The organism is Anaerovorax odorimutans (genome assembly GCF_024459955.1).
GTDB lineage: Bacteria > Bacillota > Clostridia > Peptostreptococcales > Anaerovoracaceae > Hominibacterium > Hominibacterium odorimutans_A.
In genome coordinates this window covers 26412-43059 of the sequence record NZ_JANFXK010000007.1, presented here as the reverse complement: position 1 = coordinate 43059, position 16648 = coordinate 26412, and the positions used below count along the sequence as shown (strand labels likewise).

Sequence of the window (16648 nt, the reverse complement as noted above, 5' to 3'; positions counted from 1 at the left end):
CATGAAAGACATTAATATACTGATCGTGGGAGTCGGTGGACAGGGAACGCTCCTGGCCAGCGTGCTCCTCGGAAATATCGCTCTTGAAGAGGGGTTCGACGTAAAGCTTGCGGAAGTGCACGGCATGGCGCAGAGAGGCGGCAGCGTAGTGACCCACGTGAGAATCAGTGAAAACGAAGTCCGTTCTCCGCTGATCGAAGAGGGAGGAGCCGATGTAATCGTTGCCTTTGAAGAGCTGGAAGCCTACAGATGGATTTCTTACCTGAAAAAGGACGGAGCGATCTTCGTCAATACCCAGCAGATCAAGCCCATGCCTGTAATCATGGGAACCGCTGAATATCCTGCTGAGATCGTAAAGTTCCTCAACGACAATGCGGAAAAGGTAACCTGTCTGGATGCCCTGGGAATCGCCACGGAATGCGGAAGCATCAAAGCCGTGAATACCGTCCTCCTGGGCGCAATGGCTAAAGAGCTGCCTTTCTCAAAAGAAACCTGGATCAGGCAGATCGAAAAGACCGTAAAACCAAAATTTGTTGAACTGAATAAAGAAGCCTTTGAAAAGGGCTATCAGGCATAAAAGAAAAATAAGATCGAGAGGTGAAAGAAATATGATTTGGAATGAAGCAATCGAATGTGCCGATCGGGAGACCATGCAGGGCATTCAACTGGAAAGACTGAAAAAGACGGTGGCGCATGTATATAAAAACGTGGAGCCGTACAGAGCAAAGATGGATGAGAAGGGCGTTAAGCCGGAAGACATCCAGCAGCTGTCCGACATTACAAAACTGCCGTTTATCACAAAGGAAGATCTGGCGGACAACTATCCCAACGGACTGTTTGCCGCGGACATGGATGATATCGTGCGTATCCACGCGTCCTCCGGAACCACAGGAAAGCCAAAGATCGCCGGATACACCAGAAGCGACCTGGACATGTGGGGAGAATGCGTAGCCAGATGTCTGTCCATGGCAGGGGCAACGAAAAGCTCCGTCGTGCAGGTAGCTTACGGATACGGACTGTTCACCGGAGGCCTGGGAGCGCATATCGGTGCTGAGACCATGGGTGCGACGGTTATCCCTATGAGCAGCGGAAACACCCAGAAACAGCTGATGTTCATGATGGACATGAAGAGTACCCATCTGTGCTGTACACCATCCTATGCCCTGACCATCGCTGAGGCTGCGGAAAAGGCCGGGCTGAAGCCGGATGAAATTCCCCTTCAAGGCGGAGTTTTCGGAGCAGAGCCGTGGACAGAAGGCATGAGAAATGAAATTGAAAAGCGTCTGGGCATTCACGCTCACGACATTTACGGACTTTCCGAAATCATGGGTCCTGGAGTTTCCACAAGCTGCAGCGAAAACGACGGCATGCACATCATGGAAGACTACTTCTACCCTGAAATCATCGATCCGGATACACTGGAACCGCTTCCTGACGGTGAAAAGGGCGAGCTGGTCATCACTACGATCGGAAAAGAAGGTATGCCGCTGGTTCGTTACAGAACGAGAGATATCTGCTATCTGAACCATGAGAAATGTAAATGCGGCAGAACGCTGGTTAGAATGAGCCGTGTATTCGGACGTACCGACGACATGCTGATCATCCGAGGCGTCAACGTATTCCCATCTCAGGTAGAAACTGTCATCGCCAAGTTCTCCGACACCCTGACCATGAACTACAAGCTGTACGTGGGCAGAGAAGACAACAAGGATACCTTCGAGCTGGCTGTCGAACTGGCGGACGGTCTGGCTATCGACGATATCAAGTTTGTTGAAAACCTCAGAAGCCGCGTGGATCACGAACTGAGAGGAATTTTGGGCATTGGATGTAAGATCCGCTTCCTCAATGCGGGAACGCTGCCGAGAAGTGAAGGTAAAGCTGTTAGAGTTGAAGATACAAGAACACTGTAGTGTGAAGTTAGGAGGAGACAAAGATGTTAATTAAACAGATGTCCGTATTCGTGGAGAATACCACTGGAAGGCTGGCGGAGCTGACGAGGGTTCTGGCCAATGATGGAATCGATATTAAAGCGTCCTGTATCGCCGATACAGTGGATTTTGGAATCCTCAGATGTATTGTGGACGATCCGGAGGAAGCGACGAAGGTGCTGAAAGAAAACGGGTTCACCGCAAGCATTACAGAAGTTATCGCAGTGGAGCTGGAAGACCGCCCGGGAGGATTCGCTGACGTGCTGGAGATTCTGGCCAAAGAGAAGATTGGCGTGGATTATATCTATTCCACTATCCGTTCCAAAGAAGGGGCTGCCATCATCGTATTGAAGGTCGAAGATCCGAAAAAAGCCATCGACATTCTGCTGGCCCACGACGTAAAGCTGTACAAGATGGAAGAAATCAGCAACATGAGTCACGTTAAATAAACAGATTTGAACTTAAAAGGCGTATCTCCGGGCAGGGGACGCGCCTTTTCTTTTTGCTCTTTCGCTTGCTTATGGCCTGCCGGGAAGCAGCTTGCGCCCTCAATAAAGAAATGTCAAAAGGACCAAGAAAAGTGCCCAAAGTTGATAGTCCCGAGCGGAAGTTCTTTGAACAAGAGGGGCCAATATCATAATATGCAATTTTTTAAACATGAAATGATATTTTATAGAAACGAAAGCGGAAGAATCCCCACAAAACTGTCAAAATGGAGCAATCCAGTACCACCTATTGATAATTCACCGCTTTTATCCTTCTGAAAAACTATGGAACTATCAATGACATATCACCTTTTCATTAATATTGATATTATCCGGCTTGTGACCGCCCAAAGGCGTAAATAAAAGGTAGAATTTTCTAAAAATAGCAATTGAACAATTATGCAAATCTCGGTATAATTAAAGTGCCTTTACGATGCGAACCGCGGTTCACATCGCATACGTAATTGTTCAGTGTTATTTATTTAGGAGGGAAAGTAAAATGAGCAGAACCAAAAAGCATGCTGCGCTGATCATCGCTATGATCATGGCGTTCACAGTGATTCCCGGGGCGATTATGGCCGACACGGCATCCGCTGCCACGAAACTGTCCAAGCCAAAGCTGACCAACCACGCAGCCAGCAGCACCAGCATCAAAAATACCTGGAACAAGGTAAAGGGAGCCAAGGGCTACGAGGTCTATCGCTCTACCAAAGCCAAAGGCAAATACAAGAAAGTTAAGACCATTAAGAAAGGCAAAACCGTATCCTGGACCAACAAAAAACTCAAGAAAAACAAAAAATATTACTACAAAGTCCGTGCGTACAAAATGGTCAAAGGTAAGAAAAAATACAGCAAGTTCAGTTCCGCGCAGTGGGCAAAGACAACCAACAAACCGAATCCGGTATTCTCTATGAGCTCCAAGGCAGCGACCACAAGCACCATTTCCGTAAAAATCACCAACAAAGGCAGATACAAGATGGTGGTTAACCCGGAAGAGATGGGAATATTCTTTAAAAACCCGGGAGCCGCCGAGGCTGCCAGCGGTTTGTCAGATAAAGAACTGGAAGACATTAACATGCTGAGTTCAAAGGGTGTGTACATTGCTTTCGGGGAAAAGATCACCATTAATCCTGGAAAAGCTGCCACAGTAAAATATACCCCGATAGATGTCAATGGTAATGCCATAAAGGTAAGCTATTCTTCATCGGGAATCTTGTATGGAACTTTTACCTTCAATAAGAAAACATATGAATTTACAGCCAGCAAAAAGTATGGATACCACTGGTAGTAATCCGATTAGGAGGCAAAAATGAGCAGAACTAAAAAACATGCTGCGCTGATCATCGCTATGATCATGGCGTTTACAGTGATTCCGGGAGCGATTATGGTCGATACGGCATCCGCTGATACGAAACTGTCCAAGCCGAAGCTGACCAACCACGCGGCCAGCAGCACCAGCATCAAAAATACTTGGAAAAAGGTAAAGGACGCCAAAGGCTACGAGGTCTACCGGGCAACCAAAGAAAAAGGTAAGTTCAAGAAGGTTAAGACCATCAAAAGCGGCAAAACCGTGTCCTGGGCCAACAAGAAACTGAAAAAGAACAAGAATTATTTTTATAAAGTAAGAGCGTATCAGACGATAAACGGCAAGAAGGAATACAGCAAGTTCAGCAATGTGGAATGGGCAGTACCCACCAATGCGCCCAATTGGGAATATTCCATGAGCAGCAAGAAGAAAACCACCAATAAATTCAAGCTGCAGATTACGAATAAGAGCAGATATAAAATGGCCTTTACCAAAGACGGTGCGGTTTTCAAAGATGAAAATGCTTTATACGCAATGGAATCGCTGACGCCCGAACAATTGACGAACATTGATGAACTGGCCGCAATCGGCAGCTATAAGGCTATCGCAGCCAAAAAGACCGTCAAACCGGGTAAGACCGTTACCCTGACCTATAAGACCAGCCGCAAGGTCAGCTACTCGTCCAAGAGCCTGGTTTCAGGGGAATTCAAATATAACAAGAAGGCCTATGCGCTGTATGCAGGTTGGGATTTCGGTTCCTTCTGTGAAAGAATACAATAAGCCGGAACGGAAGTTCCGATAAATAAGACATAAAACAATATGCCCTCTTCTAAATAGCAAAAATTTGTTGCTTAGGAGGGGCATTTTTCTGCCTGAAAAGGCAAGTGGGTTGCCCCCCCCGGAAAAAATTCGGTGGGTACGGGAGAATGCTGTCTGGCAGAGACTGATCGTATAACAAAGGTTACCCAGATTCGCTTGTTTTAAGAAGAATCCGGATAATTTTGCAACGGTTCCAGAGGTTCCTTTTTTAAATCAGACCATTTGGCGGGAAATGAGCCAAACCAAAGCCCCGACTTTCGGCCCGTATCCAAACAAAAGGAACAGATGCGGTTAAAAGCAAAAAAACGATGCGGGTGCCATCGCTTTATGATAGAATAAGGGTATGGTAAAAAAGGGGGAATTATGAGTACAGGAAGAAAGATTGTCTTTGTGATCGCCCTGATGGTATTCGTGGGTGCTTTGGGAGCGATTCTCAACCACTATGTCACAGGATGGCGGGCGGAAAAAGCGCTTACCGATCTGGCAGAACTGAAGACGGACGAGCAGGAAGATTTGGTAACGGATAAGGGAATCGTTATCGGAAAATACGTTGATCTCTACAAAAAGAACTCGGACATCATCGGCTGGCTCACGGTAGACGGGACCAGAATGGACTACCCCATCATGCAGACGCAGAACGATCCGGAGTTCTATCTGAGGCGAAACTTTGACAAAGAATACAGCATTTCCGGCGTACCTTTTATGGATGCCCAGAGCGATATTTTCAAACCCACCGCAAACTGGATGCTCTACGGACATAATATGAAGGACGGGACCATGTTCCACGATCTCCTGGAGTTCGCGGAAGAGGATTTTTATCAGCAGCATAAAACCATCAAGTTCGACACCATATATAAAGGCGGACAGGGAGAGTACCAGATCGTAGCGGCTTTTTACTCACAGATCTATCCGGAAGATAAGAAAGTTTTCAAATACTATAACTATGCCGGAATGACAAGCAAACAGCAGTTTAACGGGTTTGTTAAAGGCGTGAAAGGTCTATCCCAATACGATACCGGTGTAGATGCCAAGTACGGAGATCAGCTGATTACGCTATCCACCTGCAGCTATCATGTGCCAGACAAACTGGGCCGGTTCGCAGTAGTTGCCAAAAGAATAAAATAATCAGAAGGCCTGCCACTTTAAGTTTCAAATCATGTGGCAGGCCTTTTCGATTGCAATAAAAGGATTACGCCAGCAAGTCCCCGATGACCAGCACGATGAAGTTGCTGTCATAGAGGGTCCGGCTGAAATAGGATGCGTCCAGGCTGTCGAGGATCAGTTGGGTGCTGGCCGGCGACACCAGATTTACCACCGGCAGCAGCAGGGCCAGGAAAATGAAAACGAAGATGATTCCGCGAATCATCCCGGCGACCAGTCCCAGGAGCCCGTCCAGAAATCCTGTAAACCCCTTGTTCTGCCTTTTGGAAAGCGCTATGGTCAGGAAAAACAGGATCACCTTGACTGCCAGCAAAATAGCCAGAAAACAGAGGACCGTCATAGTCAGCTCCGTCAGACGGGCGGCGATGGCATCCGCAGCCTCTGTGGCAGCGGTGTCGATCCCTTTCCCCAGAATCAGCGGGAACGTATCTGTCGAAGCGCTGAGCGAATCGGAGGACAGGGACAGTTTGTCGTAAAAGGCCCTGTAGATCTGCTCGTCGATCTGCGTACGCTCCGACGCCAGCTGGCGCAGGGGAGAAGAAAAGATAAACGCTGCGACCATAGCCCCCAGCCATCCCAGGGTATGGGTGAACGTATAGATGAAACCTTTGCGGAAACCGGATACCATGGTCAATATCAAAATTACGGCTACAATAATATCTAAAAACAAAATATACCTCCACTTTATTCGAATAGGCAGTAAAACCTGTTCATATATTACTAGAAAAGCAGTGAAAAATCAAGGAGGTCGCAGACCATGGAGTATATGAGCCATAAAAAGAGTTTTATTATGCTGGAGGAACAGAACCGAAACTTTGCCTTGGATAAGCACAAAAAAATCCGCGGATATATCAAACTGGAGACTGGAGGAAACAGGGGCTCCCTGCGGGTGGGAGCGGAAAACCTCAGATGCTTTGAGCGGGGAAGCTATGTTTACAAGCTGATTCTCTTCGGAAAGAAGAACGAAAAGACCATTTACAAGATCGTAGGAAATCTGATGATCAGCAGCAGAGGCCGGGGAGAAACCTACCTGCAGATCAATCCCGCAGACACTGACGGAAACGGCAACAGCCTGGATTGCTTTACAATCGCCATCGTGGTGGCGGTTTCAGCGACGGACAGCAGAGAACCGCTCCATCCCATTCTCCGGGGCTTTCTGGAAACAAAGATAGAAACGGCGGGGAAGAAAGCGCCGGAAAATTATAACGACTACTATAACCAATATGTGCTTCAGTGCTGTGAGGCCATTGAAAATAAAAAGGAGCTTTATGACAGACTGATCCCTTTTAAAGAGGACAGGACCGGCGCTGACTGGCGAAGAGTCGTCAACCTGGGGAAATTCCCCGTAGTGTCGCCGGGAGCCCAGTACACCATGTCCAGATACCGGCATTTTATCTTTGGCCTGAGCGAGGACTACTATTTCGTCGGTGTTCCGGGCCGTTACCTGGAAAAAGAACAGCCGGACGGCGGACGTTCCGGATTCATTCTCTGGCAGCCAATCATGGGCGCAGAGGGGTATCGTGCCGATGAAGAGGGCGCCTCCTTGAAAAGCAGACAGGTCGCCTACGGCTATTGGATCGCGGCGGTCAACCGCTCTACGGGAAGTATCGAAAAATTTTAAGGCGGGCCAACTCTTAGTATTCCAAGTATTCCAACAAATTTTCTAAGATACCTGTATCTTAGAATATAATATCAATAAAAGTACTGGTATCTGTTGAAAAGCAGAGGGTAAATAGTATAAAATAATAACGGACGGTATTTTAGAAACAGCAAAGAGGAGGAACCGTTATTATGAGGAGCAGAAGAAAAAAATGGGCGTGGATTTTGGTTGTTGTTATGGTGTTTTCTGTCTTGGGAACTCCGGTATATGCGGCAAGCGCAAACCCAAAAGGTTCTGGCTATGATACAACAGCGCCACTATTGAATTCAGTTACATTGGACAGAAGTTCTGTTATAAAACCTTCAGTAGTGAGGGTTACTTTGGATGTAACAGAAGACGGGACAGGGATTAAAAATATAGGAATTTATTTCTGCAAATCTCAAGGACAAGGATGGGAGATGACGCATTATTACCAGGATGACTATGCGCCTGTATTTACTGGAAAAATTAGTTTTGATATTCCGGTAACAACAGCAAGGCTAGCAGATGAGTATTACGTTGCATGTGTTACATTGATAGATAAACAGGGGAATTACAGTTCTTTTAGTTCAAATAATCATATGGAAGGCTGGCCATTGAAGCTCTTCAACGAAAGCAATGGTAACAAAGAGTCCTGTTTGGTAAATACTACCTTACAAGTTAAAGATGAATTTGATGTAGCATTTCAAAAGTATATAACAAACCCAAACATTACCAAAGATTTGAAAAACATGCAAGATGAACAAACCGCAATGATTGATTATGATGAGCGAAATTGCACGGCGAAAAAAGAATGGTTTGATGCGATCAAAGGGACGAAGAAAAAAATTGTATTTTCAAATAATTCCCAGCAGTGGATTTTTGATGGAAAAGATATTAAAGATGAAACAAAAGATATCAATTTACTTGTCAAGTTAAACAGAATTGACGGAGAGGACTACGGAACTACAAAGGATCTCTTGAAATTAGAGTTTGCCTCGAATGGAGCTTTGCCGGGGGTAGCAACAGTAAAGCTAAAATCTGATTACATTTATACTATGTATAATTTAAATAATCACCTGCAACTGTATTTTTTAAATGGAGAAGACTTACATTTAGAAGATGATCAGGTAACACACATATTAGATGGAACGGACCATTGGTGCAAATTTAATGTTGCGCATAACTCAACATTTCTGTTAAGCGGAGCGAAATTAGCCAGCAAAGTACAACGGAATCTTGTAAATGCCAGTATTGCTAAGATTAGCAATAAAACCTACACAGGAAAAGCGGTGAAACCGAAACCTACAGTATCTTTGAATGGGCATAAGCTAAAACAAAATACAGACTATGAATTGCAATATGGAAAAAATGTTAACCCGGGGAAAGCTAAAATTACTCTTACAGGAAAAGGTTTGTATAAAGGCAAAAAGACGGTATATTTTTACATTGCCCCACAAAAAACAGTATTTAAGAAAGCAGTTCGTTCTCATAAGAACATGAAGCTAACTTGGAAGAGAGACAAGAAGGCAACAGGATATCAGATTACAATAGCAACGAAAAAGAATTTTAAAAAAGGTAAAAAAACTTATTTGGTTACTAAAAATAAGGTGACAACAAAAACAATAAAAAAATTAAAGCCAAAAAGAAAATACTACATTAAAATACGTTCATACAAGACAGTGGATAAAAAGAAAATTTATGGTCCATACAGCAAAATAAAAACTTTAAAACTGTAGCGTTATGTAAATAAGGAGATATCTGTTTTTAGGTATCTCCTTTAACATCTATCAATAGGGCTGTTGTTCAGAATAATTTAGTTGTTCCCGTTAAAGCACGAATTTTGCTTGATAGAAAACAGAAAATATGGTAACATTGTAGGGTATATGAGGAAGTACATGTCAGAAGCCTTAAAAGAGGCGAAGATCGCTTATGATCTTGGGGAAGTCCCCATCGGAGCCGTCGTGGAAAAAGACGGCGTGATCATAGGACGCGGACACAATTTAACAGAGCAATTAAAGGACCCCACAGCCCATGCGGAAATGCTGGCTTTAAGACAGGCGGCAAGACAGCTGGGCGGATGGAGACTTTTGGGCTGTAATCTGTACGTTACGGCCGAGCCATGTGCTATGTGTGCGGGAGCCATTGTTTGGGCCCGCATTAAAAAACTTTACATTGGGACCATGGACCCCAAAGGCGGCGCGTGCGGCTCTGTTTTCAATATACCGCAGGAGCCCCGGCTCAATCATCATGTAGAGATAGAGACCGGAATCATGCAGCAGGAATGTCAGGACATACTCAAAGCATTCTTTAAAGAATTGAGAAAGAAGAAGTCGGAGGAAATACAATTATGAAAAGAATAGGCGCTATTTTATGCCTTTCCGTTATGCTGGTATTCATGTCAGCATCCGTTTGTTTTGCAGGACAAGGCGACCTGGCGATAAAAGATCAGTATCCAAAAGACGGAGCCACGGGAACAGCCGTAGAAAATGCAAGTATCAAGATCTGGTTCAATCAGGATGTAAGGCCGAAGACAAAAGACATTCGCAAGGCCAACAAAAAAGCAGTCAAGCTGGTGGACGAAAAGGGCAAGAACGTGCCTATTTACGTAGCCTACAGTCCGGACGAAGACGGCCTGATGATGGTACTCAGCAGCAGTGACGCCAAGATCCAGGGAGATACGGAATACACCCTAACGATTGATCCTGCTTTCCAGGCTACCAACGGTGATACCCTCGCCAAGGGAGATCAGGTTACCTTTAAAACACTGGACCAGTCTAAGAACATGACCGTAAACATGGTTATGATGGGCGTTATGATGGTCGGCATGATCTTCTTCTCAACCAGAAGCATGAAAAAGCAGCAGGAAAAGGAAAAGGCCGCTAAGGGTAAGCATGACACCGTAAATCCATATAAAGAAGCGAAACGCACAGGAAAATCTGTGGAAGAAATCGTAGAAAAAGATAAAAAGGCAAAAGAAAAGGAAGCTGCTGCGGCGGCCAAGCGGGAAGCAAAACGGGCAAAAGAAGAGAAAGAACGTATAGAAAGAGAAAAGGCCAATAAAAAACGAGTGACTGGTCCAAGACCGATCTCTGCCGGCGGCGGAAAATATAAAGCGCCGAAGAAAAAGGCTTCATCGAAAAAAACGCAGCAGAATAAAGGCACCACCAGACCAAAGAACCAGACCGGCAAACAGAAAAACAGCAAGAATAAAAACAATACTAAGAAAAAATAAACAAAAGAGCGGGGGATTCCCGCTCTTTTCTTAGAGGAGGAAGCGATGCAGAGGATTCAAATAAAAGCCTGCGCAAAGATCAACCTTTCCCTGGATGTGCTGCGGAGACTGGAAAACAGATATCACGAAGTAGAAATGGTCATGCAGCAGATCCTGCTTCACGATGACGTGGCAGTACGCTGGTTTGCCGGGGAACACGGACAAAACGCTCAAAAGGAGAAGGTTGAGATCGAGCTGTCAACCAACAGGCCATACCTGCCCAGAGATGAGAGGAATCTGGCGTACAAAGCCGCGATGGTGATGACGGATAGATACGGCGGCGGACGCAGCGGAAAGATCCGCATTGATATAAAAAAGAGAATCCCGGTAGCTGCCGGACTGGCCGGCGGCAGCAGCAACGGCGCCGCTGTGATTCACGCTCTGAACTATCTGTGGCAGCTGGGGCTGGGGGTAAAAGAGCTGTGTGAAGTCGGCAGTGAGCTGGGATCGGACGTGCCCTTTTCGATCATGGGGCAGGCCAAAGAAAATACGGAGCTGGGACTGGCGGGCGACCCTCTGGCGACCCACTGCGCTGTGGCCCGGGGAACAGGAACTGACCTGGAACCGGTCATCGGTCTCAAGAGCCATCTGGTCCTGACAAAACCACCGATGGGAGTATCGACGGCAGAGGTATATCAGGGATTGGAGATCGGCAAGATCGAAAGGCACCCCAATACCCGGGAACTGGTGACGGCTCTTGCCAAAAAAAATTATAAAATAATTCAAAAAAATATGATCAATGTACTTGAAAATTTCACGCTTACAAGGTATCCTAATGTTATGTATACAAAGAACAAAGTCGAAAGACTGTTTGACGAAGAGGCAGTTTTGATGAGCGGAAGTGGTCCCACTATCTTTGCCCTCTGCAGGAACAGGAGCGAAGCACAGCGCGCTTGTGAGGAACTGAAAACGTATAATAAAGAAACGTTCTGGACCAGAACTACCTATTGATGTGAGAGGAAAAAAGATGCTTAATTTTGATATCCAAAACCATAGGCCCCTTAGGGAGATCGTGTATGAAGAGCTGAAGATGCAGATACTGACCGGAAAAATCGTACCGGGAACCAGAATGATGGAGGTAGAATTGGCGGAGGACATGGGTGTCAGCAGAACTCCGATCCGCGAAGCAATCCGCAAGCTGGAAAAAGAAGGTCTGGTGACAATTGAACCCAGAAGAGGAGCGTATGCTTCTCAGATATCCACAAAGGATATGGTAGACATTTTAGAGGTGCGGCAGGATATGGAAGGGTTGGCTGCTTTTTTCGCCGCTTCCCGTATGACAGAAGAACAGATGGCGGAACTCAAAAAATCGTCAGACTCTTATAATCAGGCAGTTGCCGAAGGCAATACCGCAAACATGATTGCCTACGATACCAGGTTCCATAGAATCATTGTCGAATCCTGCAATAATAATATTCTTGTTCAGATGATCGAACAGCTGCAGGAGCTGGTGCTGAGATTTCGTTATATCTATTATGACAATTTCAAGCGTGCGGAGAACATGCCGGAGGAACACCGGCAGATCATGGAGGCGATTCGCGATGGTCGCGCCGCCGATGCCAGAGCTGCCGCCGATGTACATATTGATCGATTAAAGGACATGGTTATCCGCGACGGAATCGCGCAGGGCCGCAAATAACAGATTTTGAACGTATTAATAAGAACCTCCCCTTTGGCTTTTTAGGCTGAAGGGGATTTTTTCAAGTCCACAAAAACGATTTCACCGGCGGAAAGGTTAGCGGAATATGTATAGCTCCCCCGGGCGGAAGTGATCTGATAAGCGGTTTTGGGAATGGACATTGCCTGTATGCTTTCAAATTCCTGATCGGTCAGCACTTCCTTAAAATTAAGTTGTTTCCAGCCGCTGATGCAGGATTCGCCGGGCGGCAGCCGTCTTTCCGTAATCTGATAGCTGCCGGATAATTTGAAGAAGTTAAACTCATAGTTTTGAGATTCTTCTTTGCTGTCATTAAAAAATAAAAGCTGGTAGTCTTCCCGGAATTTGGTCAGCAGATAAGTATCTTCCGCGCAGACAATCGTTTCGTACAGGGTGCTTAGCAGCTGGTACAGGTAATATTGGGGCTTTCGCATACCATTGAGCGTAAGCAGGCCGTTGCTTTCCTGAGGCGAATCGTACAGAGATGGCTGCGGCAGCCGGTAAGGCGGATCCAGCATCTCCCTGACCATGGAGAGACACTGGGGGTACGGATCGTAGCAGTCGTAAAGTTTTTTTGGCACTAACCGGTGTCGGATGGGCGAAAGGGTTCCCATGGGTTCTTTTTTCAGATCGATCTTTGCCGAGCGAATGACGGAGCTTGCCCCGATAAAGACCGGGAATTCGGAATAGGAATCGATGACATCGTTGATGCTTTCCAGCGGCAGCTCCTCGATGGATACCGGCGCCTGCCCCAGTATCTGGCCTTTATAGAGCTGTCGGTACTCCTTGGGGTGGCAGCCGAACCACTCTCTGAAATTTTCCACGTAGTACTTGGCATTGGAGAATCCTACGTTTTCAGAGATCTGAGAGATGGAGGTGTCTGTTGTCAAAAGCTGGGCTTCCGACATTTCAACGCGGACCATGCTGACAAAATTCCGAAAGCTGTCTCCGATCTGCTTCCGGAAAAGATGGGACAGATAATAGGTATTGATGTTTTCCTTTTCCGCAATGGCCGCCAGACTCAGCTTGTAGGGATAGTTCTTGTACACCAGACTGACTACGCGGCTGACCCGGTCGATCTGCAGGATATCGTGAGAGACCATATGCTCAAAGCTTCGGGTGACCCGATCCACAGTGAATCCCCGGAAGTCTTTGTATAAAGCGTCCATCAGATCCAAAGACAGATCCTTGACCCGGTTTTTATATCCCCTTTTTTTGCCGTACAATTCGGAAATGATGGCAAAAATATGAGCCTTCATAGCCAGCTGACGTTTGTAAGTGGCGACGTCCTCACTGTCCTTGGTGGTAAAAACCTGTGTATCCAGTTCCGGATAGAACTGCGAAAAATAGTCCATATTGAGACTCATAACAACAACTAAGTTATTTTCCGTAAGACCTTTCATACCATGCACATCGTCGCTGTGGATAAAGTGCATGTGGTTTTTCGAAAGATAATAGCGCGTATACGTCATTTTCAGGTCGATTTCGCCCTCTAAAACGTAAATGATCTGAATGTCATTGTGCATATGCCATGGGTATTCCCGGATTTTCAGAACCTGCACCTTTACAGGCAGTCCGTCGTCGTATTGGATCTTTTCTAACATAATTCTTCCTTTCTTAACAAAAACGGGTCTTAGTTGCTATTTTGATTATAGCATATGAGGCAGGTAAGATAAAATGAGAAGTGAAACAGTCAGAATATTTAAAGAAAGGCAACAAACATCGCAAAAGAATTATATAATTTCAGTCCTGTTTCAGCTACACTTTGGTTAAAGGAAGGTTAAGGAGGGAACCTATGAAAAAGGTAACAGTTGCCGCAACACAGATGGTGTGCGAAAAAGATCCGAAAACAAACGCGGATAACGCGGAAAAATTAATTCGTCAGGCAGCCGCCAGGGGAGCGAATATCATTCAAATTCAGGAGCTGTTCGAGACCCAGTATTTTGCCCAGGTTGTAGATTACGAGAATCTGAAGCTCGCCAGGCCGGCGGAGGGTCATCCGCTGATCCGGCGTTTTTCCCAGCTTGCAAAAGAATTGAACGTAGTTCTGCCCATCAGCTTTTATGAGGAGAGCGGATGCTGCAGATTTAACTCCGTCATGGTCATCGACGCCGACGGCACCAATTTGGGCATATACAGAAAGACCCACATTCCCGATGATCCCGGGTATTACGAAAAGTTCTATTTCAGTCCCGGAAATACGGGATTTAAAGTCTGGGACACCAAATTCGCCAAAATCGGAATCGGAATATGCTGGGACCAGTGGTTCCCGGAGACAGCCAGGAGCATGGCTCTCATGGGAGCTGAAATTCTGCTGTACCCCACGGCCATCGGAACCTTTGCGGTACCGGAGCCGGAGCTTGCGGATCAGCCGGATGACTACGATCACTGGCAGAACACCATGCTGGGCCACGCTGCCGCCAATATGGTGCCAGTAGTCGCGTCCAACAGGATCGGAGTGGAAAAGATGGGAACAACAGCAATCCGTTTCTGGGGCGCTTCCTTTATTTCCGATAACCGGGGCAATAAGATCGCAGAGGCCGACACAAAGACAGAAACGGTTCTGACGGCTTCATTTGATCTGGATGAGCTGGCGGCCTACAGAAGAGAGGTCTGCGTGTTCAGAGACCGGCGCCCCGAGTGTTACGGTACACTGCTGACTTTAGACGGAAAAACGAAAAATTTTTAAATGAAAGAGGTGATTTTTATGAGAGATAAAATTATTGCGGATATGATTCTTGAAGGAGCTTCTATCTTCTGCGGTGAGAAACTCCCGAAAGACTACGATTTTGTGGCGGTAAAGGGAAACCGAATTATTGCCACCGGGTATGAGGCTCAAAAGGCGAACTACATAGGAGAGGACACCCGGGTCCTGAAGCTGGATAAGGAAAACCTGATTGTTCCGGGGCTTCACGACAACCACATTCACCTGATACAGGCGGGAATGCTGGATAAATACGCGGACCTTTCCACGGCGCCGTCCCAGGAGGAAGCCGCCAAAACCATTGCGGAATTTGCCAAAACGATCCCCGATGAAACATGGGTTATGGGATTTGGATGGAGCAGGATGAGCTGGGAGGATAAGAGTCTGCCTACCAAAGAAAGTCTGGACCGGTACATTGCGGACCGCCCGGTATTCCTGCTGGATTCGGAGCTGCACGGAGCCTGGGTCAACACGAAAGCCCTGGAAATCTGCGGGATTGATGAGAACACGCAGGACCCTCCTTTCGGTGAGATTGCTAAAGATGATCAGGGCAAACCGTCCGGCTATCTCTATGAAACGGCGCTCTGTCTGGTCGGTGAGAAAGCTCTGGACTTTGACGACAGGCTGGTAGAGGACCTGATCGACCGTTACAGCAGAAATGCGATCAAGTGGGGCATTACCTCCATCAGTGATATGACGCCTTATCTGGGGCTGGACCTAGCCTATGAAGAGACCTATTACCGGATGGACCGGGAGGGCAAGCTGAAAATCCGTATCAACGCAGCCCGGAATTTATTTGAGGACATCGACAAGTTCAACGCTGTCCGTGCGAAAGCGGAAGCCAGCGGGACCGGAATGTACCGCGTGCCCTACATGAAACAGTTCGTAGACGGTGTTATCGCCAATTACACGGCTCTGCTGCTTGATGATTACTGCGACCGGCCGGGGGATAAGGGAAGCTCTCTGTTGGACCTCGACAAACTGAAAGAGGCCGTGGAGATCGCCCATGAAAACAATGTATCCGTCCGGCTGCACGGCTGCGGAGAAGGAGCGGTGCAGGCTGCCCTGGATGCCTACGAGCACGCCATTCTTAAAGCGGGCAGAACCGAAGCCCGTCATCAGATCGAGCATATCGAAAGTATCGATCCTTCCGACATCGTGCGCTTTGGAGCGATGGACGTGATTGCTTCCGTTCAGCCGGAGCATATCATTTCCGGTATCCCCAGCTTTGCGGATAATTGCTATCCTGAGCTTTTGGGCGAAGAGCGGTGCAGATACACCTGGCCGTTCAAAACGCTGCGGGAAAGCGGCGCTGTTCTGGCAGGCGGAAGCGATGCCCCTGTAGTGGAAGGCGATCCTTTCTACGGCATTTACTGCGGAATGGTTCGGGAGCATCCGGACGGGACGCCTGAAGGCGGTTGGAATCCGCAGGAAAAACTGACGGCAGAAGAACTTTTGGTATCCTACACCTATGGCGCGGCCTACGCCGAGCGGCGGGAGCGGGAACTGGGTACTCTGGAAATCGGAAAACTGGCGGACATCGCAGTGCTGGACAGAAACATCCTTGCTGCGGATCCTGAAAGTATAAAGGAAACAAAAGTTTTATATACCATCGTAGACGGAAAGATCGTCTATGAGGGATAAGGACTGAACCGGGGCCTGAAAGGGTATCATATGTGAAAGCGAAAGGAGCGGA

At 46.9% G+C, this 16648-nt stretch carries 16 protein-coding genes; 14 read left to right on the top strand and 2 right to left on the bottom strand.

Annotation, left to right across the window (positions count from 1 at the left end; translation table 11 throughout):
• Position 1: 1 nt before the first annotated feature.
• The 6 genes from NE619_RS07630 (at position 2) to srtB (ending at position 5663) form a co-directional block, all read left to right on the top strand.
• The gene (locus NE619_RS07630; protein WP_256131814.1) at positions 2–577 is read left to right on the top strand and encodes an indolepyruvate oxidoreductase subunit beta; all 576 of its coding nucleotides are present in this window, start codon (positions 2–4) and stop codon (positions 575–577) included.
• A 31-nt stretch (positions 578–608) separates the two neighbouring features.
• On the top strand, positions 609–1910 hold the full coding sequence (locus tag NE619_RS07625) for a phenylacetate--CoA ligase family protein (RefSeq protein WP_256131813.1): 1302 nt from the start codon (positions 609–611) through the stop codon (positions 1908–1910).
• 23 nt (positions 1911–1933) lie between these two features.
• Complete coding sequence (locus NE619_RS07620) at positions 1934–2377, top strand: acetolactate synthase (RefSeq protein ID WP_256131812.1); 444 nt, start codon at positions 1934–1936, stop codon at positions 2375–2377.
• A gap of 535 nt (positions 2378–2912) precedes the next feature.
• Positions 2913–3701: a hypothetical protein gene (locus tag NE619_RS07615; protein ID WP_256131811.1), complete on the top strand. Its 789-nt coding sequence runs from the start codon at positions 2913–2915 to the stop codon at positions 3699–3701.
• Positions 3702–3722: 21 nt separating this feature from the next.
• Entirely contained in the window at positions 3723–4499 is a 777-nt protein-coding gene (locus NE619_RS07610; protein WP_256131810.1) for a hypothetical protein, read from the top strand.
• Between the two features lie 402 nt (positions 4500–4901).
• Positions 4902–5663: a class B sortase gene (gene srtB, locus NE619_RS07605; RefSeq protein ID WP_256131809.1), complete on the top strand. Its 762-nt coding sequence runs from the start codon at positions 4902–4904 to the stop codon at positions 5661–5663.
• 64 nt (positions 5664–5727) lie between these two features.
• Here the strand turns inward: srtB and NE619_RS07600 are convergent, their stop codons facing one another.
• Entirely contained in the window at positions 5728–6369 is a 642-nt protein-coding gene (locus tag NE619_RS07600) for a CvpA family protein (protein ID WP_256131808.1), read from the bottom strand.
• 87 nt (positions 6370–6456) lie between these two features.
• Here NE619_RS07600 and NE619_RS07595 point away from each other — a divergent pair, with 87 nt between their 5' ends.
• From NE619_RS07595 to NE619_RS07570, 6 genes are all read left to right on the top strand, one after another.
• Positions 6457–7320 (top strand): hypothetical protein, encoded by an 864-nt coding sequence (locus NE619_RS07595; RefSeq protein WP_256131807.1) that lies wholly within the window; start codon positions 6457–6459, stop codon positions 7318–7320.
• Between the two features lie 170 nt (positions 7321–7490).
• Positions 7491–9056, top strand: a complete 1566-nt coding sequence (locus NE619_RS07590) for a fibronectin type III domain-containing protein (protein WP_256131806.1) — start codon at positions 7491–7493, stop codon at positions 9054–9056.
• Between the two features lie 159 nt (positions 9057–9215).
• Entirely contained in the window at positions 9216–9671 is a 456-nt protein-coding gene (tadA, locus tag NE619_RS07585) for a tRNA adenosine(34) deaminase TadA (RefSeq protein WP_256131805.1), read from the top strand.
• Positions 9668–10552: an Ig-like domain-containing protein gene (locus tag NE619_RS07580; protein WP_256131804.1), complete on the top strand. Its 885-nt coding sequence runs from the start codon at positions 9668–9670 to the stop codon at positions 10550–10552. The genes tadA and NE619_RS07580 overlap by 4 nt, the downstream gene beginning before the upstream one ends.
• A 45-nt stretch (positions 10553–10597) precedes the next feature.
• Positions 10598–11542 (top strand): 4-(cytidine 5'-diphospho)-2-C-methyl-D-erythritol kinase, encoded by a 945-nt coding sequence (ispE, locus tag NE619_RS07575; protein ID WP_256131803.1) that lies wholly within the window; start codon positions 10598–10600, stop codon positions 11540–11542.
• A gap of 16 nt (positions 11543–11558) precedes the next feature.
• On the top strand, positions 11559–12230 hold the full coding sequence (locus NE619_RS07570) for a GntR family transcriptional regulator (protein ID WP_256131802.1): 672 nt from the start codon (positions 11559–11561) through the stop codon (positions 12228–12230).
• A gap of 41 nt (positions 12231–12271) precedes the next feature.
• On the opposite strand, the gene NE619_RS07565 is transcribed toward NE619_RS07570, so the two are convergent.
• The gene (locus NE619_RS07565) at positions 12272–13852 is read right to left on the bottom strand and encodes a helix-turn-helix domain-containing protein (RefSeq protein WP_256131801.1); all 1581 of its coding nucleotides are present in this window, start codon (positions 13850–13852) and stop codon (positions 12272–12274) included.
• Positions 13853–14043: 191 nt separating this feature from the next.
• Between NE619_RS07565 and aguB the strand changes: the two genes are divergently transcribed.
• Entirely contained in the window at positions 14044–14937 is an 894-nt protein-coding gene (gene aguB, locus NE619_RS07560; RefSeq protein WP_256131800.1) for an N-carbamoylputrescine amidase, read from the top strand.
• Between the two features lie 18 nt (positions 14938–14955).
• Positions 14956–16596, top strand: a complete 1641-nt coding sequence (locus NE619_RS07555; RefSeq protein ID WP_256131799.1) for an amidohydrolase — start codon at positions 14956–14958, stop codon at positions 16594–16596.
• The last annotated feature ends 52 nt before the right edge of the window (positions 16597–16648 follow it).